Annotated in this window: 21 protein-coding genes and 1 tRNA gene; 14 read left to right on the forward strand and 8 right to left on the reverse strand. The window is 64.7% G+C overall.

The features are described from left to right. The first annotated feature begins 9 nt into the window (after window positions 1-9). Window positions 10-1134, forward strand: coding sequence for an extracellular solute-binding protein (locus FGU64_RS20010; RefSeq protein WP_180375734.1), 1125 nt, complete (start codon window positions 10-12; stop codon window positions 1132-1134). Window positions 1135-1140: 6 nt separating this feature from the next. Here FGU64_RS20010 and FGU64_RS20015 read toward each other — a convergent pair whose 3' ends face one another. Continuing rightward, a complete protein-coding gene (locus tag FGU64_RS20015) occupies window positions 1141-1926 on the reverse strand; it encodes an IclR family transcriptional regulator (protein WP_139955470.1) in 786 nt (261 codons plus the stop codon). Between the two features lie 160 nt (window positions 1927-2086). Between FGU64_RS20015 and FGU64_RS20020 the strand changes: the two genes are divergently transcribed. The 12 genes from FGU64_RS20020 (at window position 2087) to FGU64_RS20075 (ending at window position 12652) form a co-directional block, all read left to right on the forward strand. Beyond that, window positions 2087-3406, forward strand: a complete 1320-nt coding sequence (locus FGU64_RS20020) for a sugar ABC transporter substrate-binding protein (RefSeq protein WP_139954742.1) — start codon at window positions 2087-2089, stop codon at window positions 3404-3406. Between the two features lie 132 nt (window positions 3407-3538). Then, window positions 3539-4435 (forward strand): sugar ABC transporter permease, encoded by an 897-nt coding sequence (locus FGU64_RS20025; RefSeq protein ID WP_139954743.1) that lies wholly within the window; start codon window positions 3539-3541, stop codon window positions 4433-4435. A 2-nt stretch (window positions 4436-4437) separates the two neighbouring features. After that, a complete protein-coding gene (locus FGU64_RS20030) occupies window positions 4438-5304 on the forward strand; it encodes a carbohydrate ABC transporter permease (RefSeq protein ID WP_139954744.1) in 867 nt (288 codons plus the stop codon). A 5-nt stretch (window positions 5305-5309) separates the two neighbouring features. Further along, entirely contained in the window at window positions 5310-6407 is a 1098-nt protein-coding gene (gene ugpC, locus FGU64_RS20035; protein ID WP_139954745.1) for a sn-glycerol-3-phosphate ABC transporter ATP-binding protein UgpC, read from the forward strand. 2 nt (window positions 6408-6409) lie between these two features. Continuing rightward, on the forward strand, window positions 6410-7531 hold the full coding sequence (locus FGU64_RS20040) for a mandelate racemase/muconate lactonizing enzyme family protein (protein ID WP_139954746.1): 1122 nt from the start codon (window positions 6410-6412) through the stop codon (window positions 7529-7531). 1 nt (window position 7532) lies between these two features. Beyond that, entirely contained in the window at window positions 7533-7862 is a 330-nt protein-coding gene (locus tag FGU64_RS20045; protein ID WP_139954747.1) for an L-rhamnose mutarotase, read from the forward strand. A gap of 144 nt (window positions 7863-8006) precedes the next feature. After that, entirely contained in the window at window positions 8007-9071 is a 1065-nt protein-coding gene (locus FGU64_RS20050) for a Gfo/Idh/MocA family oxidoreductase (protein WP_139954748.1), read from the forward strand. Further along, window positions 9068-9523, forward strand: a complete 456-nt coding sequence (locus tag FGU64_RS20055; protein ID WP_180375576.1) for a MaoC/PaaZ C-terminal domain-containing protein — start codon at window positions 9068-9070, stop codon at window positions 9521-9523. The genes FGU64_RS20050 and FGU64_RS20055 overlap by 4 nt, the downstream gene beginning before the upstream one ends. Window positions 9524-9542: 19 nt before the next feature. Further along, on the forward strand, window positions 9543-10277 hold the full coding sequence (locus tag FGU64_RS20060) for an SDR family oxidoreductase (protein WP_139954750.1): 735 nt from the start codon (window positions 9543-9545) through the stop codon (window positions 10275-10277). Between the two features lie 87 nt (window positions 10278-10364). Then, window positions 10365-11210: a fumarylacetoacetate hydrolase family protein gene (locus FGU64_RS20065; protein ID WP_139954751.1), complete on the forward strand. Its 846-nt coding sequence runs from the start codon at window positions 10365-10367 to the stop codon at window positions 11208-11210. Between the two features lie 13 nt (window positions 11211-11223). Continuing rightward, entirely contained in the window at window positions 11224-12501 is a 1278-nt protein-coding gene (locus tag FGU64_RS20070; protein ID WP_139954752.1) for an L-fuconate dehydratase, read from the forward strand. Between the two features lie 75 nt (window positions 12502-12576). Next, a tRNA-Cys gene (locus tag FGU64_RS20075) sits at window positions 12577-12652 on the forward strand. A 64-nt stretch (window positions 12653-12716) separates the two neighbouring features. Here FGU64_RS20075 and FGU64_RS20080 read toward each other — a convergent pair. The 6 genes from FGU64_RS20080 to uxaC form a co-directional block, all read right to left on the reverse strand. Further along, entirely contained in the window at window positions 12717-13562 is an 846-nt protein-coding gene (locus tag FGU64_RS20080) for an ABC transporter permease subunit (RefSeq protein ID WP_139954753.1), read from the reverse strand. Between the two features lie 9 nt (window positions 13563-13571). Continuing rightward, window positions 13572-14456 carry a sugar ABC transporter permease gene (locus tag FGU64_RS20085; RefSeq protein WP_139954754.1) on the reverse strand — a complete coding sequence of 295 codons (885 nt, stop codon included), beginning with the start codon at window positions 14454-14456 and terminating at the stop codon, window positions 13572-13574. Between the two features lie 11 nt (window positions 14457-14467). Beyond that, window positions 14468-15535, reverse strand: a complete 1068-nt coding sequence (locus FGU64_RS20090) for an ABC transporter ATP-binding protein (RefSeq protein ID WP_139954755.1) — start codon at window positions 15533-15535, stop codon at window positions 14468-14470. 77 nt (window positions 15536-15612) lie between these two features. Continuing rightward, window positions 15613-16788, reverse strand: coding sequence for an extracellular solute-binding protein (locus FGU64_RS20095; protein WP_139954756.1), 1176 nt, complete (start codon window positions 16786-16788; stop codon window positions 15613-15615). Window positions 16789-16890: 102 nt separating this feature from the next. Further along, window positions 16891-18375, reverse strand: a complete 1485-nt coding sequence (locus FGU64_RS20100; protein ID WP_246671163.1) for a mannitol dehydrogenase family protein — start codon at window positions 18373-18375, stop codon at window positions 16891-16893. Then, complete coding sequence (uxaC, locus tag FGU64_RS20105; protein WP_139955471.1) at window positions 18372-19772, reverse strand: glucuronate isomerase; 1401 nt, start codon at window positions 19770-19772, stop codon at window positions 18372-18374. The genes FGU64_RS20100 and uxaC overlap by 4 nt, the downstream gene beginning before the upstream one ends. A gap of 162 nt (window positions 19773-19934) precedes the next feature. On the opposite strand from uxaC, the gene FGU64_RS20110 reads away from it, so the two are divergent. Further along, window positions 19935-20675: a GntR family transcriptional regulator gene (locus FGU64_RS20110; protein ID WP_139955473.1), complete on the forward strand. Its 741-nt coding sequence runs from the start codon at window positions 19935-19937 to the stop codon at window positions 20673-20675. Window positions 20676-20795: 120 nt separating this feature from the next. On the opposite strand, the gene FGU64_RS20115 is transcribed toward FGU64_RS20110, so the two are convergent. Further along, the gene (locus FGU64_RS20115; RefSeq protein WP_139954757.1) at window positions 20796-21233 is read right to left on the reverse strand and encodes an Lrp/AsnC family transcriptional regulator; all 438 of its coding nucleotides are present in this window, start codon (window positions 21231-21233) and stop codon (window positions 20796-20798) included. Window positions 21234-21251: the final 18 nt, after the last annotated feature.

Genomic DNA, 21251 nt, shown 5'->3' on the forward strand with positions numbered 1-21251 from the left:
TTGAAAGGCATGACCTGGAGCCATCCGCGCGGCTATGACCCGATGGTCGCCTGTTCCGCGCTCTGGGAGGCCAAGACAGGCGTTTCCATCGCATGGGAAAAACGCTCGTTGCAGGATTTCGAGTCCTTCCCGGTGGAGGAACTGGCGCGCGCCTACGACCTCATCGTTATCGATCATCCGCATGTCGGTCAGATCACCGCCGAAAATTGCCTGGCGCCGCTCGACGTGGCGGGACGCGAGGCGGAACGTGAAGCGCTGGCCGCCGGAAGCGTCGGTCGCTCCTATCCGAGCTACCGGTGGCAGGACCGGCAATGGGCCTTTCCCATCGATGCGGCCGCACAGGTACAGGCCTGGCGGCCTGACCTGATCGATGCGCCGCCGGCGACATGGGCGGACGCGCTGGCCCTTGCCCGGCAGGGACGAGTGCTGCTGCCGCTCAGGCCACCGCATTCGCTGATGGCGTTCTATACGCTCGCCGCCAATCTCGGCCGGCCCTGCGCCGTCGAAGGACCGGGTGACCTGATCGACCGCGAAACCGGCGAAACGGCCTTTGCCATGCTCGCCGAAATGGCGGCGCTGGTCGATCCGCACTGTCTCGCGATGGACCCGATCGCGGTGTCGGAAAAGATGGCCGAGGCCGGTTCGCAGATCGCCTGCGCGCCGCTGATCTACGGCTATGTTTCCTACGCTATGGCTGGCTTCCGACCGCACCGGCTGGCCTTCGGCGACATTCCGGCGGCAGGCGGCGACGGTCGGGTCGGCTCCGCGCTCGGCGGCACCGGCATCGCCGTATCGGCCCTTTCCACGGCGAGGGACACGGCCATCGACTTCGCTTATTGGATTGCCAGCGGTGCCGTGCAGCGCGGCCCCTATGCCGCCGCCGGCGGTCAGCCTGGCCATGCCGACGCCTGGCAGGACGGTGCGGTCAACGCCGCCACCGGCGATTTCTATCGCGCCACGCGCGCGACCCTCGAAGGCGCCTGGGTGCGTCCGCGCCACGACGGCTATATGGCCTTCCAGCAAGCGGCGTCCGACGCCATCAACGAAGGCCTTGCCGCAAGGCGGTCGGCTGCGGCCGTGATCGCGGACCTGAACCGCCTCTTTCGCGGCAGCTTTTCCAAGCGCCCGGTCTGAGCGGAATTAGGGCGTCGTCCCGACGTCTGAGCCCGCCAGCTTCGACAGGCGGGCAGTGGCCTCCTGAAGCAGCGCGATCGTTTTGGTGATGTCCGGGGCGGTTGGGGCGTTGACCAGCGTGATGTAGGGAATGGTGAGCGCCGCGATGCCGCGCCCGTCCGAGCCGAGGACCGGTGCGGACAGATTGTAGACGCCCGCCGTCTGCAGCGAGGCCATCATCTCGTAGCCGCGCTGGCGCACCTGGTCGAGCCGGGCGAAGAAGTCCGGCGACTGCTTCATCTCCTCGTTGCTACGCAGGTGTTCGGCGATCATCATTGCGCGCTCCTCAGGCGAGCGGAACGCCAGCAGCACATGGCCCGAACCGGTGTCGAAAAGGCTGATATGGGAGCCGACGCGGATCGAGATGCCCCAGTAGTGAGGCGCTTCCTGTTGCGCGATGACGACGGCGTTGCCACGGTCGAACACGACGAGCTGGTTGGCCTGCCACGAGGTCTCGGCCAGTTCGCGCATGATCGAGGTGGCGTAAGAGACGAGCCGGCGCACCGGCGCGTGAAGTTGCGCCAGCCCGAACAGTTTCAAAGTCAGCGAATAGCGGTCGCCGTCGGGGCGCGTAACGTAGCCGCGCCTCACCAGCCGGTCGAGCATCCGGTAGAACTCATTCGGGCTGCGGTCCAGCCGCTTGGCGATCTCGGCCTGGGTCAGGCCGCCGTCCACGCTGGCAAGCAGCTCGAGGATGTCCAGCCCCTTGTCGAGCGCCGGTGCGCGGTAGCGGTCGTCCTCGTCGTCCTGCACCATGGCCTCTCTGGTGAATTTCAATCTTCATATACGCAAGCGGTCGGCGTTGGGAAGATATTTGGCTTGACCGGCCGTAAATATTTTGTTTGCATATGAATGAAGCAAGTGGACAGCTTCAAATCACGGGCAGCCGACGGATGCCCCAGGGAGGATATTCATGAACAGACTGCTTTCCGGCGTCGCCGCCGGTGCATTGCTGCTGGTGTCGGGCGTGGGCATGGCGCAGGCGGCCGATCTGCCTGGCAAGTTTCCCGGCGTCACCATCGATGCCAAGCTGATCGGCGGCCAGCAATACGAGAAGCTCTACGAGCGCATCGGTGAATGGGAGAAGGCGACCGGCGCCAAGGTCAACGTCCTGTCGAAGAAGAACCACTTCGACCTCGACAAGGAAATCAAGTCGGACATCGCCTCCAACTCGATCACCTGGTGCGTCGGCTCCAACCACACCTCGTTCGCTCCGCAATATCCGGGCATCTATGTCGACCTGAACACGCTCCTGCCGAAGGAGGAGATTGACGCCTTCGTTCCGGCCAACATCGCCGCCGCGACCCTGGACGGCAAGCTGGTGATGCTACCGCGTGCCCAGTTCGACGTTTCGGCGCTCTACTACCAGAAGAGCCTCTATCAGGACGAAGCCAAGAAGAAGGCCTACAAGGAAAAGTACGGCGAGGAACTGGCGCCGCCCGACACGTTTGACGAGATGGCCCAGCAGGCTGAATTCTTCGCCAACCCGCCGGATTTCTACGGCACGCAGTTCGCCGGCAAGGAAGAGGCCATCAACGGCCGCTTCTACGAGATGCTGGTGGCCGACGGTGGCGAGTATCTCGACAAGGACGGCAGGCCCGCCTTCAATTCCGAGGCCGGCGTGCAGGCGCTCGACTGGTTCGTAAACCTCTACAAGGCCAAGGCCGTGCCGGCCGGCACCACCAACTACCTGTGGGACGATCTCGGCCAGGGTTTTGCGTCGGGCACCGTCGCGCTCAACCTCGACTGGCCGGGCTGGGCCGGCTTCTTCAACGACCCGAAGTCGTCCAAGGTAGCCGGCAATGTCGGCGTCAAGGTGCAGCCCAAGGGCTCGTCGGGCAAGCGTTCCGGCTGGTCGGGCGCGCACGGCTTCTCGGTGACCGAGAACTGCGCCAACAAGGAGGCTGCCGCCTCGCTGGTGTGGTGGCTGACCAACGAGGACAGCCAGAAGCTGGAAGCCGCCGCCGGCCCGCTGCCGACGCGCACCGCCGTGTGGGAATGGGATATCGAGCAGGCGAAGTCCGATCCTTACAAGACCGAAGTGCTGCAGGCCTTCCAGGAAGCCGCCAAGAACGCCTTCCCGGTGCCGCAGACGGCCGAGTGGATCGAGATTTCCAACGCTGTCTATCCTGAGCTCCAGGCTGCTATCCTTGGCGACAAGACGTCCAAGCAGGCGCTGGACGACGCGGCCGCCAAGGCGACGCAGATCCTCGAGGATGCCGGCAAGCTCTGACTTGTGCTTCCTGCGGCGCCGTCGCGATTGCCCGGCGCCGCTTCCTTTTTTCGCCCCATCGCCGATAGTCTGCATCGAGCAGGGGCGTCGCCCCATGCTCCGTTCGCGTGGCGCCCCAGGGATTGTCTTCGCATGAAAGCCAGGCGGCTATCCGCACCCACCCTCCTGCTGCTGCCGGCCGTGATCGTGCTGGCGGCGGTGGTCGTGGTGCCGCTCATCCTGTCGTTCTATTCCAGCTTCACGCCTTTCCGCCTGACCCGGCCCGAGACCTTCTTCACCTTCATCGGCCTGCGCAACTACCAGCGCATCCTCTCCGACTGGAATTTCTGGATCGCCTTCGGCCGCACGGTGCTGTTGCTGACGGTGGCGCTCAACCTTGAAATGCTGCTCGGCCTCGGCCTCGCCCTGCTGGTCGAAAAGGCGACGCGCGGCCAGCGCGTGCTGCGCACCATCATGATGTTCCCGATGATGTTCTCGCCGATCCTCGTCGGCTTCCAGTTCAAGTTCATGTTCAACGACAATATCGGCCTGGTGAACAACGCCCTGCAATCGCTCGGCCTGACCGAACGGGCCATTCCCTGGCTGATCGACGGCAAGCTCGCCTTCGCCGCCATCTCGATCGCCGAGATCTGGTCCTCGACGTCGATCTTCGCCATCCTGATCCTGGCCGGCCTGCTTGCCATGCCCAAGGAACCGGTGGAGGCCGCACGCGTCGACGGCTGCACGCCCTGGCAGACGTTCCGCTATGTCACCCTGCCGTTCGTCATGCCGTTCGCCTACATCGCCATGACGATCCGCTCGCTCGACGTGGCGCGCGCCTACGACATCGTCAAGATCATGACAGACGGCGGGCCTGCCGGCCGCACCGAGCTCCTGTGGACGCTGATCGCGCGCACCGCCTACAGCGACGCGCGCATGGGGCAGGCCAACGCCATGGCTTATGTCTCGATCCTTTTGTCGATCGTCTTCACCGTCTATTTCTTCAGGAAGCTCGCTGCGGCGCGCACCCAGATCGGCGCGGAGTGGTGACGATGGACGCCAACGCATCCGCCCGCCTGAAGCGTCGCATCGCCACGGTCGCCCACCGCGTCGGCCTGTTCCTCGCCATGCTGGTGATCTGCCTGCCCGGCCTGTGGATCGTGCTTTCCTCGCTGCGGCCCACCGTCGAGATCATGGCCAAGCCGCCGGTGTGGATCCCGCAGCAGGTCTCGTTCGACGCCTATGTCGCGATGTTCTCCGGCGTCGGCAAGGGCGGCATTCCCGTCCTCGACTATTTCCGCAATTCGCTCATCATCTCGGTCACCTCGACGGTCATCGCCATCGCCATCGGCATGGCCGGCGGCTACGCCTTCGCTCGCTACCGCTTCCGCGGCAAGTCGGCGATGTTCCTCGGCCTGATGCTGACGCGCACGGTGCCCGGCATAGCGCTGTCGCTGCCGCTGTTCTTCGTCTATGCCAAGCTCGACATCATCGACACGCATTTCGGCCTGATCCTCGCCTATGTCGCGCTCAACGTGCCGTTCACCATCTGGCTGATCGACGGGTTCTTCAGGCAGGTGCCGAAGGATCTGGCAGAAGCGGCCCAGATTGACGGCTGCACGCGCTGGCAGGCCTTCTGGCAGGTCGAGTTCCCGCTCGCCGGGCCGGGTATCGCCTCCTCGGGCATCTTCGCCTTCCTCACCTCGTGGAACGAATTCGCCCTCGCTTCGCAACTCACGCGCTCGGTCAACTCCAAGACGCTGCCGGTCGGCTTGCTCGACTACACCGCCGAGTTCACCATCGACTGGCGGGGCATGTGCGCGCTGGCGGTGGTGATGATCGTACCGGCGCTGCTCCTCACCTTCATCGTCCAGAAGCACCTCGTCGGCGGCTTGACCTCCGGCGCGGTGAAAGGCTGATTTTCATGGCGACCGTATCCCTGAAAAAACTCACCAAGCGCTATGGCACGATGGAGATCGTCCACGGCATCGACCTCGATGTCGGCGATCGCGAGTTCATCGCGCTGGTCGGCCCGTCCGGCTGCGGCAAGTCGACGACGCTGCGCATGATCGCCGGGCTGGAAGAAATATCGGACGGCACGATCGAGATCGGCGGCCGCGTCGTCAACGACCTGCCGCCGCGCTCGCGCAACATCTCCATGGTGTTCCAGTCCTACGCTCTCTACCCCCACATGACCGTACGTGAGAATCTCGGCTTCTCGCTCAAGATCGCCGGCGCGCCGAAAGAGGACATGGAGCGCCGGGTGGCGGAAGCTTCGGCCATCCTCGGCCTCGACGCGCTGCTCGAACGCCGCCCCTCTCAGCTTTCGGGCGGCCAGCGCCAGCGCGTCGCCATGGGCCGCGCCATCGTGCGCGATCCGGATGTCTTCCTGTTCGACGAGCCGCTGTCCAACCTCGACGCCAAGCTGCGCACGCAGATGCGCACCGAAATCAAGAAGCTGCATGCCAAGGTTAAGTCCACCGTCATCTACGTCACCCACGACCAGGTCGAGGCGATGACGCTCGCCGACCGCATCGTCATCATGCGCGACGGCTATATCGAGCAGGTCGGCACGCCGGACGAGGTGTTCAAGCGGCCGGCAACGCGCTTCGTCGCCGGCTTCATCGGCTCGCCGCCGATGAACTTGCAGGAGGCAACGGTGGCGGACGGCAAGCTGGTTTTTGCCGGCGGCCAGAGCCTCCCGCTGCCGAGCCGCTTCAAGTCGGCCGTCAGCGCCGGCGACAAGGTGGTGTTCGGCCTGCGGCCGGACGATCTCTATCCGGTCGGCCATGGCCTGCATTCCGGCGACGAATCCGACGTTCATGAGTTGGAAGTGCCGGTAACGGTAACCGAACCGCTCGGCAACGAGACGCTGGTGTTCGCCGAATTCGACGGCCGCGACTGGGTCTCGCGCATGCTGAACCCCAGGCCTTTGAAAGCTGGCGACCGCGTTACCATGAGCTTCGACCTGTCTCAGGCGCATCTGTTCTCCGCCGAAACCGGCAAATCGCTGAGGACCTGACGATGGCCAGGATCGAGAAGGTCGAACTGCGCATGGTCGACCTGGTGCCGAAGGTGAAGCGCACCGACGCCATCCAGAGCTTCGTTTCCCAGGAGACGCCGATCGTCACCGTCACCGACGCCGACGGCGCGGTCGGCATGGGCTACAGCTACACCATCGGCACCGGCGGCTCCTCGGTCATGCGGCTTTTGGCCGACCATCTGGCGTCGCGGCTGATCGGCCGCGATGCGGATAGGATCGAGGCGATCTGGCACGAGCTGGAATTCGCTACCCACGCAACCACCATCGGCGTCATCACCGCGATCGCGCTCGCCGCCATCGACACTGCGCTGTGGGATCTGCGGGCGAAGAAGCAAGGCTTGCCGCTGTGGAAACTTGCCGGCGGCGCCAAGGATCGCTGCCCGCTCTACACCACCGAGGGCGGCTGGCTGCACATCGAGACCGAGGCGCTGGTCGAGGATGCCCTGGCGGCCAAGGCCAAGGGGTTCACCGGCTCCAAGGTCAAGATCGGCAGGCCGCACGGCGCCGAGGACTTCGCCCGACTTTCGGCTGTGCGCAAGGCGGTCGGCGACGGCTACGAGATCATGACCGACTGCAACCAGGGCTTTGCCGTCGACGAGGCCATCCGCCGTGCCGAGCGGCTGCGCGACCTCGATCTCGCATGGATCGAGGAGCCCCTGCCCGCCGACGACATCGACGGCCATGTGCGGCTGTCCAATTCCACGGCGACGCCGATTGCGGTCGGCGAGTCCCTCTATTCGATCCGCCATTTCCGTGAATACATGCAGAAGGGCGGCTGCTCCATCGTACAGGTCGATGTCGGCCGCATCGGCGGCATCACGCCCTGGCTGAAAGTGGCGCATATGGCGGAAGCCTTCGACATGCCGGTCTGCCCGCATTTCCTCATGGAACTGCATGTCAGCCTCGCCTGTGCGGTACCGAACGGCAAATATGTCGAATACATTCCCCAGCTCGACGAACTGACGGGGCAAAAGATGCGCATCGAGAACGGTCACGCACTGGCGCCGGACGCTCCCGGCCTCGGCATCGACTGGGATCACGACGCGATCAAGGCGCGCAGCATCGCCGAATTCAACGCCACCGTTACCGAGCGGAGAAACTGAGATGCAACGCATGGGCATGGTGCTTGGCCTGAAGCCGGAAAAGGTCGAGGAGTATGTGCGCCTGCATGCCGCCGTCTGGCCGGATGTGCTGGCCACGATCTCGGCCTGCAATATCAAGAATTACTCGATCTACCTGAAGCGGCCGGAGAACCTGCTGTTCTCCTATTTCGAATACCATGGCACTGACTTTGCCGCAGACATGGCGAAGATGGCGGCCGACCCGAAGACGCAGGAATGGTGGGCGGTGTGTATGCCTTGCCAGGAGCCCTTCGAGACGCGCAGGGATGGCGAATGGTGGGCCTCGATGGACGAAGTTTTTCATCATGGATGAGGGGATCGCCATTCCTTCGCCCCGTAAACGGGGAGAAGGTGGCCCGAAGGGTCGGATGAGGGGCAGCGCCAGTATTGGGAGGTACGCGCCGCCCCTCATCTGCCTGCCGGCATCTTCTCCCCGTAAACGGGGAGAAGGACGCTAATGTTTGACCCTGCCGCCCTCGCCCAGTCCTGGCCGATGCCGTCGAAGCCGCGGCCGATCGTCACTTTCGGTGCCGGCTCGATCGTCGGCGACGCGCATTTCCCTGCCTATAGGAGGGCGGGTTTTCCAATGACCGGCCTTTACGACCCCGACCATGCCAAGGCGCAGAAGCTGGCATCGGAGTGGGGCGTCGAAGCTTTCGCTTCGGTGGCCCAGGCAGCTTCCGTCGAAAATGCCATCTTCGACCTTGCAACGCCCCCTTCCCGTCACGCCGAGGTGTTGAAAGCGCTGCCGGACGGCGCGGTCGCGCTGATCCAGAAGCCGATGGGCAACAATCTCGTCGAGGCGACGGAAATCCTGGAAATCTGCCGTGCCAAGAAACTTTCGGCGGCGGTCAACTTCCAGCTTCGTTTCGCGCCGATGATGCTGGCGCTGAAGGATGCGATCGCGAAGGGCTGGCTCGGCGAGGTGGTGGATTTCGACGCTTGGCTGGCGCTCGACACGCCATGGCAGCTCTGGGAGTTCCTGCTCAAGGCGCCGCGCGTCGAGATCGCCATGCACTCCATCCACTATCTCGACCTGATCCGGCAACTGCTCGGCGATCCGGCCGGCGTTCACGCCAGGACGCTGGGGCATCCGAACCATACGGTGGCGCAGACGCGCACCAGCGCCATCCTCGACTACGGCGAGACCGTGCGCTGTTCGCTGTCGATCAACCACGACCACAAGTTCGGCCGCCGCCATCAGGCCTGCGAATTCCGCATCTCGGGCACCGAGGGCGCGGCCTGGCTGCAACTCGGCGTCAATCTCGACTATCCGCGCGGCGAGCCGGATATCCTCGAAATCTACCCGAAAGGCGGCGACGGTTGGGTCGCGGTTCCGCTGTCCGGCGCCTGGTTTCCGGACGCCTTCGTCGGCCGCATGGCCAATGTCCAGCGCTTCGCCGCCGGTGAGGATGCCGAACTGGTCAGTTCCGTCGAGGATGCTTGGAACACGATGGCGCTGGTCGAGGCCGCCTATCGATCGAGTGCCGCGCCCGCCACGCCGTTGGCGAGGAAACCTTGATGGAACAGACCACCTATTTCGAGGACTACGAGATCGGCGCGTCGCGCAAGACCAGCGGGCGCACCATCACCGAAACCGATTTCGTCGTCCATGCCGGCCACACCGGCGATTTCTTCCCGCATCACATGGACTCCGAGTTCATGAAGGCAACGCCGTTCGGCCAGCGCATCGCCCATGGCACGCTGGTCTTTTCCGTCGGCGTCGGGCTGACGGCGAGTGTCATCAATCCCGTCGCCTTCTCTTACGGTTACGACCGGTTGCGCTTCATCAAGCCGGTCTTTATCGGCGACACCATCCATACCCGCACCACCATCGCCGCCAAAGAGGACGATCCGAAGCGTGCCGGCTCCGGCCGGGTGATCGAGCGTATCGAGGTCATCAACCAGCACGGCGAGGTCGTTCTGGCGGCGGATCACATCTATATCGTCGAGCGGCAAACCAAGCCGGCTTGACGCAGCAAGGAGACAGGACGTGTCACAGGATTTGAAAGGCAAAACGGTGGTCGTCACCGCCGCCGCACAGGGTATCGGACGGGCATCGGTGCTGGCGTTCGCGGCTGCCGGCGCCAACGTGATTGCCACCGACATCAACGAGGCGGCGCTTGCCGAACTGAGCGGCACGCCAGGGCTCGTCACGCGCCGGCTCGACGTGCTGGACGATGCGGCGGTCAAGGCGGCGTTCGCCGAGATCGGGCAGGTCGATGTCCTGTTCAACTGCGCCGGCTTCGTGCATGGCGGCTCGGTGCTGGACATGAAGGAGGGCGACCTGGATTTCGCCATCGACCTCAACGTGAAAGCGATGGTCCGCACCATCCGCGCGGTCCTGCCAGGTATGCTGGAACGGAAAGACGGCGTCATCATCAACATGTCGTCGGTTGCGAGTTCGCAGAAAGGCGTACCCAACCGCTTCGTCTACGGCCTGACCAAGGCCGCCGTGATCGGCCTGACCAAGGCGGTTGCCGCCGACTACGTGGCCAAGGGCATCCGCTGCAACGCCATCTGCCCTGGCACGGTCGAAAGCCCGTCGCTGGAAGGCCGCATGCGCGCGCAGGGCGACTATGAAACGGCCCGCGCCGCCTTCATCGCCCGCCAGCCGATGGGCCGCCTGGGCAAGGCCGAGGAAATCGCCGATCTGGCAGTTTATCTGGCCGGCGCGACCTATACGACGGGACAGGCCTACAATATCGACGGCGGCTGGTCGATCTAGGAACGCGTTCAAGTCCCTGTTTCGGCAGGATGGACGAAACGATCTCAAGTGGCCTTTCCCGGCCGCGATTCAATCAGGAGAGAAAAGATGAAACTTCTTCGCTATGGCGAGCCGGGTGCCGAAAAACCGGGTCTTCTCGATGCGGACGGCGTCATCCGCGATCTGTCGGCCCATGTTGCCGATATTGGCGGCGGCGCGCTTGACGCGACCTCGCTCGCGGCGCTGGCGAAGCTCGATGCGAAAAGCCTGCCCGTCGTTGCCGGAACCCCGCGCCTCGGCGCCTGCGTGGCGGGCACCGGCAAGTTCATCTGCATCGGCCTCAATTATTCCGACCATGCCGCCGAGACGGGGGCCACCGTGCCGTCCGAGCCGATCATCTTCATGAAGGCGACCTCGGCTATCGTCGGCCCCAACGACGATGTCCTGATCCCGCGCGGGTCGGAAAAGACCGACTGGGAAGTTGAGCTTGCCGTCGTCATCGGCCGGAAGGCCAAATATGTCTCCGAAGCCGAAGCGCTGGACTATGTCGCCGGCTACTGCCTCACCAACGACGTCTCGGAGCGTGCTTTCCAGGCCGAGCGGCAGGGCCAGTGGACCAAGGGCAAGAGCTGCGACACCTTCGGGCCGATCGGTCCCTGGCTGGTTACGAAGGACGAGGTCAAGGACCCGCAGGACCTGAAGATGTGGCTGACGGTCAATGGCGAGACGCGGCAGAACGGCTCGACCAAAACCATGGTCTACGGCGTCGCCTTCCTCGTCTCCTACCTGTCGCAGTTCATGTCGCTGATGCCCGGCGACGTCATTTCGACCGGTACGCCGCCCGGCGTCGGCCTCGGCATGAAGCCGCCGCGCTACCTCAAGGCCGGCGATGTCGTCGAACTCGGCATCGAGGGGCTGGGCACGCAGAAGCAGACCTTCCGGGCGGACGTCTAGGCGGACCATCGGCATGACCAGCATCACCGGTCTGCGCGTCTTCGATCTGCGCTTTCCGACCTCGCAAAGCCTCGACGGTTCCGATGCGATGAACCCGGACCCGGACTATTCGGCCGCCTATGTCATCCTCGACACCGACATGGCCAACCTGAAAGGGCATGGGCTGACCTTCACCATCGGTCGTGGCAACGAAGTCTGTTGTACCGCGATCGAGGCGTTGCGGCATCTCGTCGTCGGGCTCGACCTCGATTGGGTCAAGCAGGACCCGGGCCGCTTCTGGCGTCACGTCACCGGCGACAGCCAGTTGCGCTGGATCGGCCCCGACAAGGGGGCGATGCATCTGGCCGTCGGCGCCGTCGTCAACGCCGTCTGGGACCTGTGGGCGAAGGAGGCGGGCAAGCCGGTGTGGCGGCTGGTGGCTGAGATGAGCCCCGAGGAGATCGTTCGCATCGTCGATTTCCGCTATCTCACCGACGCGATCACGCCCGGTGAGGCGCTGGAAATCCTGAAGAAGGCCGAAGCCGGCAAGGCCGATCGCATCGCCACGCTCGAGCGCGAGGGTTATGCCTGCTACACGACCTCGGCCGGCTGGCTCGGCTATTCCGACGAGAAGCTGGCCAGGCTTTGCCGTGAGGCGGTCGAGCAGGGCTTCGATCACATCAAGCTGAAGGTCGGCCGCGACCGGGCCGACGATATTCGCAGGCTGAAGATCGCCCGCGACGTCATCGGCCCGGATCGCTTCCTGATGATCGACGCCAACCAGGTCTGGGAGGTCGATGAGGCCATCGACTGGTTGAAGGACCTTGCCTTCGCCAAGCCCTTCTTCATCGAGGAACCGACCAGCCCAGACGACATCGCCGGTCATGCGGCGATCCGCAAGGCGGTGGCGCCGATGAAGGTGGCGACCGGCGAGATGTGCCAGAACCGCATCCTGTTCAAGCAATTCATCGCCGGCGGCGCCATCGATGTGGTGCAGATCGATTCCTGCCGTATGGGCGGCCTGAACGAGGTGCTAGCGGTGCTCCTGATGGCGGCCAAGTATGATCTGCCGGTCTGGCCGCATGCCGGCGGGGTCGGCCTGTGCGAATATGTCCAGCACCTGTCGATGATCGACTACGTCGCCGTTTCAGGCACGAAACAGGGCCGGGTGATCGAATATGTCGACCACTTGCACGAACACTTTCTCGATCCTTGCGTCATCCGTGACGCGGCCTACATGCCGCCGGCGACACAGGGTTTCTCCATCGAGATGAGACCGGCGTCCATCGAAGCTTACCGCCATCGCACCTGACCGGTCGGCGCTGTTGGCTGGCGATCCATCCGTAAACGATTGCTAACAGATCGAAATTATATCGCGTCGCGACGCGGCATCGTGGCGGAGTGGTGAGGCAAAGGACCGCAAATCCTTCGATCCCCGGTTCGATTCCGGGGCGAGGTCTCCATCAATCACTATTTCTCGCCTTGAGCGATCGTTCCGGCCGAACCTCAATCAGGTCGACATGACGTCTATTGTTGCGCCGGCGCCTGCTTGGCGCGGGCGACGATCTGCGTCGGATTGACGAAGCGCAGCGCGATCAGCAGCCAGACGAGCGTGGTGATCATGTAGATGACGGCCATGGCGTCGATCGACTGCACGGCGCGCACGCCGGAGGCGAAGACCGAATAATAGAGCGCGACAACCAGCGTCTGGCTGGTCGGCCCGGCGGTCAGGAAGGTCAGCTCGAACATGCCGACCGTGCGCACCAGCACCAGGAGCAGCGCCGCCAGGATGCCGGGCACCAGCATCGGCAAAAGCACGTGGATGAAGAGCTGGAAGGTGTTGGCGCCGAAGACGCGGGCCGCCGCCTCGATCTTGGGATCGATCTGCTCGATGAAGGGGATCATCACCAGGATGACGAAGGGGACAGTCGGCACCAGGTTTGCGATCACCACACCCCAGAAGGTGCCGCCGACACCGGCCTGATAGAGCACGGTAGCCAGCGGAATGCCGAAGGTGATCGGCGGCACCAGCAGCGGCAGGAGGAACAGCAGCATCACCAGCTTCTTGCCGGGGAAGTCGCGCCGTGCCAGCGCATAGGCGGCGGTCACCCCCAGAAGGCCGGACAGGGCGACGACGATGAAGGCGATCTGGAAGGTGACGATCAGCACGTCATGCAACTGGAATTCCGACCATGCGGCGAAGTACCAGCGATCGGTGAAGCCGGCGGGCAGCCAGGTGCCGAGCCAGCGGGTGCCGAAGGACGACAGGATGACGGCGACGATCATGGCGGCGAGGTTGAGGACGAAGAAGATCACCACCGCCCAGACCGCGGTGATCCACAATTTCGCGCCGATGGTGGTGTCGCGGATCATCGGATCACCTCAGCCTTTCCCGCCGGCCGTGGAGCCGCGGTAGAACAGGTTGCGGAACGCCAGTATGGCGACGACGATGACCATCTGAACGGCGGCCATGATCATGGCGATGGCCGAGGCCATCGAGTAGTCGTACTGCTCGAAGGCGGCCTGATAGGCGGCGATCGAGATGACGCGCGTCGGTCCCGCCGGCGCCCCGAGCAGGATCGCCGAAGGAAAGACGGCGAAGGCCTGCACGAAGGACAGGCAGGCCGAGATGGCGAGGCCCGGCGCCAACAGCGGCAGGAATACGTGGCGGAAGCGCTGCCAGGCGCCGGCGCCATGCGTGGCTGCGGCATGTTCCAGCGCCGGGTCGATGCCGGTCACGTAGGACAGCGTCAACAGGAAGGTGAACGGAAAGCCGGTGATGATGAGGGACGCGAACACACCCCAGTAGTTGTTGGTAAGCTTCAACGGGTGCTCGATGACGCCGAACAGCATCAACGTGCGGCTGAACCAACCCTGCGGCCCGAGATAGTTGAGCAGGCCTTCGGCAACCAGAACCGTGCCCAGCGTCACCGGCAGGACGAGGATGGTGGTCAGCAGGCGCTGGCGTGTCATCAGCCGGACTCGAAGCGCGATCGGTACCGCCAGCGCCAGGCTGATGACGGTGACGGGACCCGCCAGCCACAGTGTCGTGGCGATGGTCCTGTAAAGGAACGGATCAGAAAAGAAGCGCTGGTAGTTGGCAAGCGCGCCGCCTTCCTTCGGCTCGAAGGAGAGCAACAGGCCGTAGGCGAAGGGATAGATGAAGACGGCGAGCACGAACAGGATTGCCGGCAGCGCCAGAAGCGTCACGCCATCGATGCCCCTCAGGGCAAGGCGTTGGCGCAGGGAAGGCTGTGGGTCGGCCATCGTCGCTTGCCTTAAGCCGGGAAGATCAGCATGCGATCGGCGTCGACCGAGAGTAACACCGGGCTGCCGACCGAAACCGGCCGCGCGGCGTGGAAGACGACTTCCGCGCCGTCCGCCTTGCGCGCGGTGCCGACATATTCGCGCCCGCGGTATTCGATCGTCTCCACCGTCGCCGCCAGCGCGTTCGCCTCGTCGTCCGTCACGGTGATGTCGTCGGAGCGCGCCACCACGATGGCCGATCCGCCGGTGGCGATGTCGCCGCGCACCGTGCCGGACAATTTGACGCCGCCGACATCGACCGTCCCGCGTGCGCCGTCGCGGTCGACCAGCGTACCAGTGAGGCGGTTGCGGTAGCCCATGAACTCGGCGACGTCGAGATGGTCCGGATTTTCGTAAAGATCGCGCGGTGAGCCGACTTGCCGAATGGTGCCGTCGCGCAGCACCACGATGCGGTCGGCGAGCGACAGCGCTTCGTCCTGGTCGTGCGTGACGTAAACGGTGGTGGCGCCGAGCTGGTTATGGATGCGCCTGATCTCGGCGCGCATTTCGAGCCTGAGCTTGGCGTCGAGATTGGACAACGGCTCGTCCATCAGCACCAGCGGCGGCTCGATGACGATGGCGCGGGCGATGGCGACGCGCTGCTGCTGGCCGCCGGACAGTTGCCCCGGCAGCTTGTTTCCCTGCGTTTCCAGCCGAACCAGCGCCAGCGCTTCGTCCACCCGCCGCGCGGCTTCGGCCTTCGCCATGCCGCGCATCTTCAGCCCGAAGCCGACATTGGCCTTGACCGTCATGTGCGGAAACAGCGCGTAGTTCTGGAACACCATGCCGAAGCCGCGATCCTCCGGCTTCAACTGGTCGAGGCGGCGGTCGTCGAGATAGATGCTGCCGCCGGTCGTCGCCAGAAGGCCGGCGAGGCAATTGAGCGCGGTCGACTTGCCGCAGCCGGAGGGGCCGAGCAGGGCGATGAACTCACCCTTGCGGATGGTCAGCGAAATGTCCTTGAGCGCGTTCACGGTTCCGAACGAACGGCTCATGCGGTCGAGACGGAGTTCGTCGAATTGCGACGAGGCAAGCAGCATCCGTCGTGGCTCCACTGTAGAGGGAAGTCCGGCCGTACCCAGGCCGGACCTTGAACGAAAATGTCAGGCGGCAGCCGTCACTTCGGCGCAGCGGCGACCTGCTCGTCCCAGATGCGGAACGCGGTGACCATGGCCGAAGGCTCCAGCGGCAGCTCGATCGGGTTGTTGGCGATCAGGTCGGCATATTCGGCGCGACCGAATTCCTTGATCGCGTCCTGGCTTTCCTGCGGCGCCATGTCGAGGGTGACGTCCTTGACCGCCGGGCCGGGATAGAAATAGCCTTCGTCGTAGGTGAAGGCCTGCTGCTTCGGCGTCAGGAGGAAGGCCATCAGGTCCTTGAGCACGGCGAGCTTCTCGTCGCTGACGCCCTTCGGAACGCACATGTAATGCGCGTCGGCCACCCAGTGGAAGCCCTTCAGCGCGCCGACTGCTGCCTCCTTCGGCACGACGCCGAGGACGCGCGGGTTGATGTCCCAGCCGGTCGTCGTCACCGTCATGTCGCGCGTGCCTTCGCCGAGCTCCTTCATCAAGGCGCCGGTGCCGGTCGGATAGTATTCGATGTATTTGTGCAGTTCTTTCAGATAGGCCCAGGTCTTGTCCCATCCCTTCACCGGGTCCTTGGGATCGGTGTCGCCGAGCAGGTAGGGCAGGCCCATCAGGAAGGTGCGGCCGGGGCCGGAATTGGCCGGGCGGGCATAGAGGAACCGGTTGGGGTTCTCCTTCGCCCAGGCAAGCAGTTCCTCCGCCGTGGTCGGCGGGGTCTTCACCTTTTCGGGCATGTATTCGATGAGCGGGCCGGACGGATAATAGGTCACCACCACGCCGTGATCCTGCGCCAGCGTCTGCATGCGTGCAGCCGGCTCCTGGTAGACGTCTGCCAGCTTGGGCAGCGCGCCGCTGTCGTCGGGCAGGAGCTTCACCCACAGCCCCATTTCCAATCCGGCGGAAAGCGCGTCGGTTCCCGTCAGCACGAGATCGATATCGACGCGGCCGGCGTCCTGCTGCGCCTTCAGCTTGCCGGGCAACTCCGGCGCCGGCGCCTTGGTGAAAGAGATGTTGGAAACGAATTCCGGCTTGGCCTCTTTGTAGTTCTCTATCGCCTTCTGCGTCAGCGCCAGGTTGCCGGCGACATCGACGATGTTGAGGGCGACGGGCGAAGCCGGCGCCTTGGACTGCGCGAAGGCGCCCATCGCAGGCAACACCGCGATACCAGCCATGCCGCCCAATGCCTGTCTGCGGGTGATCTTGTGCATCTTGTTCTCCTCCCTGTGCCGCCTCTCCCGTAGCGCGGCTTCACTAGTAATATATTAGTCTATCAGTTGGCAAGCGCAATCGCTTTCTGCGTCCTTATAGGTTCAGGCGGCGGCCATACGCGCCGCGCTGGCAGCCGCCCCGTTCGCCAGAAGGTCGTCCAGTGCCGCCTCGACAGCCGCTACGAAGTGGGGATTGGCCGGAAGGTCGAGGCCGAAGACCTGTTCCAGTTCCAGGAACGCCGCCGTCAACTCCGCCGCCGAGGCACAACCCTCGGCCCGCTCTCTCATGGTCTCGGCGAGCGGATCGCGCACGTCGATGCGCCCGCCTTTTTCGTCCGTGCCGGCGGCATAGCGGATCCATGCCGCCACGCCGAGCGCCAGTCTGGCGAAGGGCGCCCCCGCCGCGATCCGGTCGCGGATGGTGCCGAGCAGCCGTTGCGGCAGTTTCTGCGAGCCGTCCATGGCGATCTGCCACGTGCGATGGCGCAGGGCCGGATTGCGGAAGCGTGCCAGAAGGTCGGTCTTGTAGGCCTCGAGGTCGATACCGGGCAGCCGCGGCAGGGTCGGCGTCACTTCCTCGTCCATCATCGAGCGCACGAGCGTCGCAAAGCCGGGTGCCGCCATGGTGTCGGAGACCGTCTCGTGCCCGGCCAGATAGCCGAGATAGGCCAGCGTCGAATGGCTGCCGTTGAGCAGCCTGAGCTTCATCAATTCGTAGGGATCGACGTCGCTCACGAACGTCGCCCCGGCCATCTCCCATGCCGGCCGCCCTGCCGGGAAGTCGTCCTCGATCACCCATTGGGAAAACGGCTCGGTCATGATCGGCCATGCGTCTTCCATGCCCAGCGCGCGGGAAACGGCGGCGCGGTCGGCGTCGGTGGTAGCCGGCACGATGCGGTCGACCATCGTCGAGGGGCAGGCGATTTCACCGGCGACGAAGCGGCCGAGATCGGCGTCGCGCAACGCGGCGAACCGGCTGACGACACGTTTCAGCGTTCGGCCGTTCGCCGGCAGGTTGTCACAGGAGAGCAACGTAAAGGGCCGAACCCGTGCGGCGCGCCGGCGCGCGATCGCCTCGACGATGAAGCCGATTACGCTGCGCGGCAGGTTCGGCGAAGCGAGATCGTGGCGGATGTCGGGATGAGCCTCGTCCAGTTCGCCGCTGGCCGGCGAATGGCAATAGCCCTTTTCGGTCACCGTCAGCGAGATGATCTTCACCTGCGGATCGGTCATGGCCGCAAGCAGCGCCTGCGGGTTTTCGGGCGCGACCAGCAGGCCGGTGCTGGAGCCGATCACGCTAAGGCGCTCGCCGCCGCCGTCACGCACCACCACTGTATAGAGCCCGTCCTGCGGCGCCAGCGCGTCGCGCGTGTCGACGCTGCGCAGGGAGGCGCCGACGATACCCCAACCGAGATCGCCCCCGGCAAGCACGGCGTCCGTGTAGACGGCCTGGTGCGCGCGGTGGAAGGCGCCGATACCGATATGCACGATGCCGGTTTGCATCCGGCTGCGGTCGTAGCCCGGCCGGGCTACGGTCGAAGGCAGGTCGCGCAGGCGGCTGTTGGAAAGGCGATCCGTCGCGCTCACAGCCGGTATGCCTTTTTTGCCAGATTGTAGGCGAGGTCGTGGGCGACCTCGTACGCTTCGTCTTCCTCCAGCCGATGGTCGGAAACCAGTTCAGCCAGATAGGCGCAGTCGATGCGGCGCGCCATGTCGTGCCGGGCCGGGATCGAGCAGAAGGCGCGCGTGTCGTCGTTGAAGCCGACAGTGTTGTAGAAGCCGGCCGTCTCGGTGGTCAGTTCGCGGAAGCGCCGCATCCCGTCGGGACTGTCGAAGAACCACCATGCCGGCCCCAGCCGCAGCGCCGGATAATGGCCGGCGAGCGGCGCAAGCTCGCGGCCGTAGGTCGTCTCGTCCAGCGTGAACAGGATCAGCGTCAGCCGCGGGTCGTTGCCGAACAGGTCGAGCAGCGGCTTGAGATCGCGCACGTAATCCGTGCGGGTCGGGATGTCGGCTCCCTTGTCGAAGCCGAACGTCTCGAAGAGTTGCGGGTTGTGGTTGCGGAAGGAGCCGGGATGGATCTGCATCACCAGCCCGTCCTCGATGCTCATGCGCGCCATTTCGGTCAGCATCTGCGCCCGGAACAGTTCGGCATCGCGGGCATCGACTTCCGGCTTCATCACACGGTCGAACAATGCTGCGGCGTCGGCTTGCGAAAGGTTCGCCGTCAGAGCCGTGGGGTGGCCGTGGTCTGTCGAGGTCGCACCGCGCGCCTTGAAATAGGCGCGGCGGCGGCGATGCGCCTCCAGATAGCCGGCAAAGGTCGCTGGTGTTTCGGCAAGGCCAAGGAGTCCTTCGACGGCTGTGTGAAAACCGGTGCGCGATGCATCGACCACGGCATCGGGCCGATAGGCGGGCACCACCCGGCCCTTCCAGCCCGAGGCGAGGATCGCGTCGTGCGCGGCCAGGGCGTCGGTGGCGGCGTCGGTGGTCGAGATCGCCTCGATGTTGAAGCGCTCGTAAAGCGCGCGCGGCCGCATGCTCGGATCGGCGAGCTGTTCCGAAATCCTGTCGTAGAGCCTGTCGGCATTGTCCGCGCCGAGGCGCTCGCCGATGCCGAACACCGTTTCCAGCGAGTGCTCGAACCACAGGCGCGACGGCGTGCCGCGAAACAGGTGGTAGTTGTCGGCGAAGAGCCGCCATATCTTGCGCCCGTCCGTCTCGACCGGTGTGCCGTCGGGCCGGGGCACGCCGAGCGCTTCCAGCGCGATGCCCTGCGAATAGAGCATGCGGAAGATGTAGTGGTCGGGCTTGACGAACAGCGTCGCGGGGTCCGGAAACGGCATGTCCTCGGCATACCACGTAGGATCGGTATGGCCGTGCGGCGAGACGATGGGCAGGTCGCGTACATGCCCGTAGAGCCGTCTGGCGATATCCCGCTTTGCGGGTTCGGCAGGAAAAAGCCTGTCGGGGTGGAGCGGCATGACGGGTATCCTCTGGTCCGGACCGGCGGCAAGCGGCTTGTCGGAAATGCCCGCTTCCGGGCATATTTTGTCCATGGCGCGTTTGCGAGTGTTGGCTAAGGGTAGGGAATAATATATTAGTATGTCAACCGGGATGAAGATGGGATTCGGGTCATGGAAACGATGAAGGCGGAACAGGCAGCGCAGGAAGCCGGCGCGGTTGCTGCCCGCACTGCGCCCCGCGCCAAGGCGCGTCCGGCTGGGATCGTACGCACCACGGCCGCCGACGCCATCTACCGCGAACTGCACGCGGCTATCGTTTCCATGCAACTCAGGCCGGGCAACCCATTGAACGAGAAGGCGCTGACGGAGCGTTTCGGCGTCAGCCGCACGCCGGTGCGCGAGGCGCTCATCCGCCTCGTCGAGGACGGACTGGTCGAAGTCTATCCTCAGTCTGGCACCTTCGTGGCGCCGATTCCCACCTCGCTCATTCCCGAGGCCGTCGTCATCCGCAAGGCGCTGGAAGGCGCCACCGTCGAGCGGGCGGCCACCATAGCGAGTGCCGACGACGTGGCGCGGCTCGATGATATTCTGGCAAGGCAGCGCTTCCTTGCCGGACGGCAGGACACGAACGGTTTCCACGAGGCCGACGAAGCTTTTCATGAAGCGATTGCCGGCATCGCGGGATATCCCGGCATCTGGAACTATCTGCGGCCTGTGAAGGTGCAGATCGACCGGGCGCGGCGCATGACCCTTCCGGCGCTCGGCCGGATGGAGCATGTCATCGGCGAGCACCAGACGATCCGCGATGCCATCGCCGCCCATGACGTGTCGGCCGCCTGCGCCAGCATGAAGGTCCATCTCAGCGCCGTCATCCCCGACGTCGAACTGTTGCGTGAAACCTACCCGGATTGTTTCGTCTGAAGCGGCGTCCGGGCCGAGGAACGGCGACGATCGCACGAAGCGGGGAGGACGAAGCTGGTGCTGAGGCGTCCGCGCGCTACAGGTGCAATCGCTTGAGGACGCCGGTCGCCCGGATGGTTTTCAGATCCACGCCTTGGTGCTGCGCGGCGTCGCCAGGAGCAGGCTGGTCTCGCTGCCGGTGATGCCGGGGATCAGCCGGATACGGCGCAGCACGGCGTCGAAATCGCTGAGGCTCGACGTGCCGAGCTCGACCACGAGGTCCCACCGGCCGTTGGTGGTGTGGATGGTCGAGACTTCCGAGAATCCGCCCAGCGCGCGCACCACCCGGTCGGCGGCGTGGCCCTCGATCTCGATCATCATGATGCCGCGTATGCGCTGGTCGACCGCATCGGCGCGCAGGATCACCGTATAGCCGACGATGTCGCCCGACTTTTCCAGCCTTTCCATGCGCGCCTTGACCGTGGCGCGGGAGACGCCGAGATCGACCGCGAGGTCGGAGATGCTGCGCCGCGCGTCGTGGCGCAGCAGTGCTATCAGTTTCCGGTCCAGCGTATCCATTTTTTCATTATGATAAAG

The sequence above is a fragment of the Mesorhizobium sp. 8 genome (assembly GCF_006351905.1).
GTDB lineage: Bacteria > Pseudomonadota > Alphaproteobacteria > Rhizobiales > Rhizobiaceae > Mesorhizobium > Mesorhizobium composti.

Coding starts and splice junctions, on each gene's coding strand:
- ugpC (WP_139954745.1), top strand. CDS start 5,310: ATGGCGACCGTATCCCTGAAAAAACTCACCAAGCGCTATGGCACGATG.
- uxaC (WP_139955471.1), bottom strand. CDS start 19,772: ATGCCGCTCCACCCCGACAGGCTTTTTCCTGCCGAACCCGCAAAGCGG.
- FGU64_RS20040 (WP_139954746.1), top strand. CDS start 6,410: ATGGCCAGGATCGAGAAGGTCGAACTGCGCATGGTCGACCTGGTGCCG.
- FGU64_RS20080 (WP_139954753.1), bottom strand. CDS start 13,562: ATGATCCGCGACACCACCATCGGCGCGAAATTGTGGATCACCGCGGTC.
- FGU64_RS20090 (WP_139954755.1), bottom strand. CDS start 15,535: ATGCTGCTTGCCTCGTCGCAATTCGACGAACTCCGTCTCGACCGCATG.
- FGU64_RS20085 (WP_139954754.1), bottom strand. CDS start 14,456: ATGGCCGACCCACAGCCTTCCCTGCGCCAACGCCTTGCCCTGAGGGGC.
- FGU64_RS20095 (WP_139954756.1), bottom strand. CDS start 16,788: ATGCACAAGATCACCCGCAGACAGGCATTGGGCGGCATGGCTGGTATC.
- FGU64_RS20020 (WP_139954742.1), top strand. CDS start 2,087: ATGAACAGACTGCTTTCCGGCGTCGCCGCCGGTGCATTGCTGCTGGTG.
- FGU64_RS20025 (WP_139954743.1), top strand. CDS start 3,539: ATGAAAGCCAGGCGGCTATCCGCACCCACCCTCCTGCTGCTGCCGGCC.
- FGU64_RS20050 (WP_139954748.1), top strand. CDS start 8,007: ATGTTTGACCCTGCCGCCCTCGCCCAGTCCTGGCCGATGCCGTCGAAG.
- FGU64_RS20070 (WP_139954752.1), top strand. CDS start 11,224: ATGACCAGCATCACCGGTCTGCGCGTCTTCGATCTGCGCTTTCCGACC.
- FGU64_RS20030 (WP_139954744.1), top strand. CDS start 4,438: ATGGACGCCAACGCATCCGCCCGCCTGAAGCGTCGCATCGCCACGGTC.
- FGU64_RS20010 (WP_180375734.1), top strand. CDS start 10: ATGACCTGGAGCCATCCGCGCGGCTATGACCCGATGGTCGCCTGTTCC.
- FGU64_RS20110 (WP_139955473.1), top strand. CDS start 19,935: ATGAAGGCGGAACAGGCAGCGCAGGAAGCCGGCGCGGTTGCTGCCCGC.
- FGU64_RS20065 (WP_139954751.1), top strand. CDS start 10,365: ATGAAACTTCTTCGCTATGGCGAGCCGGGTGCCGAAAAACCGGGTCTT.
- FGU64_RS20045 (WP_139954747.1), top strand. CDS start 7,533: ATGCAACGCATGGGCATGGTGCTTGGCCTGAAGCCGGAAAAGGTCGAG.
- FGU64_RS20115 (WP_139954757.1), bottom strand. CDS start 21,233: ATGGATACGCTGGACCGGAAACTGATAGCACTGCTGCGCCACGACGCG.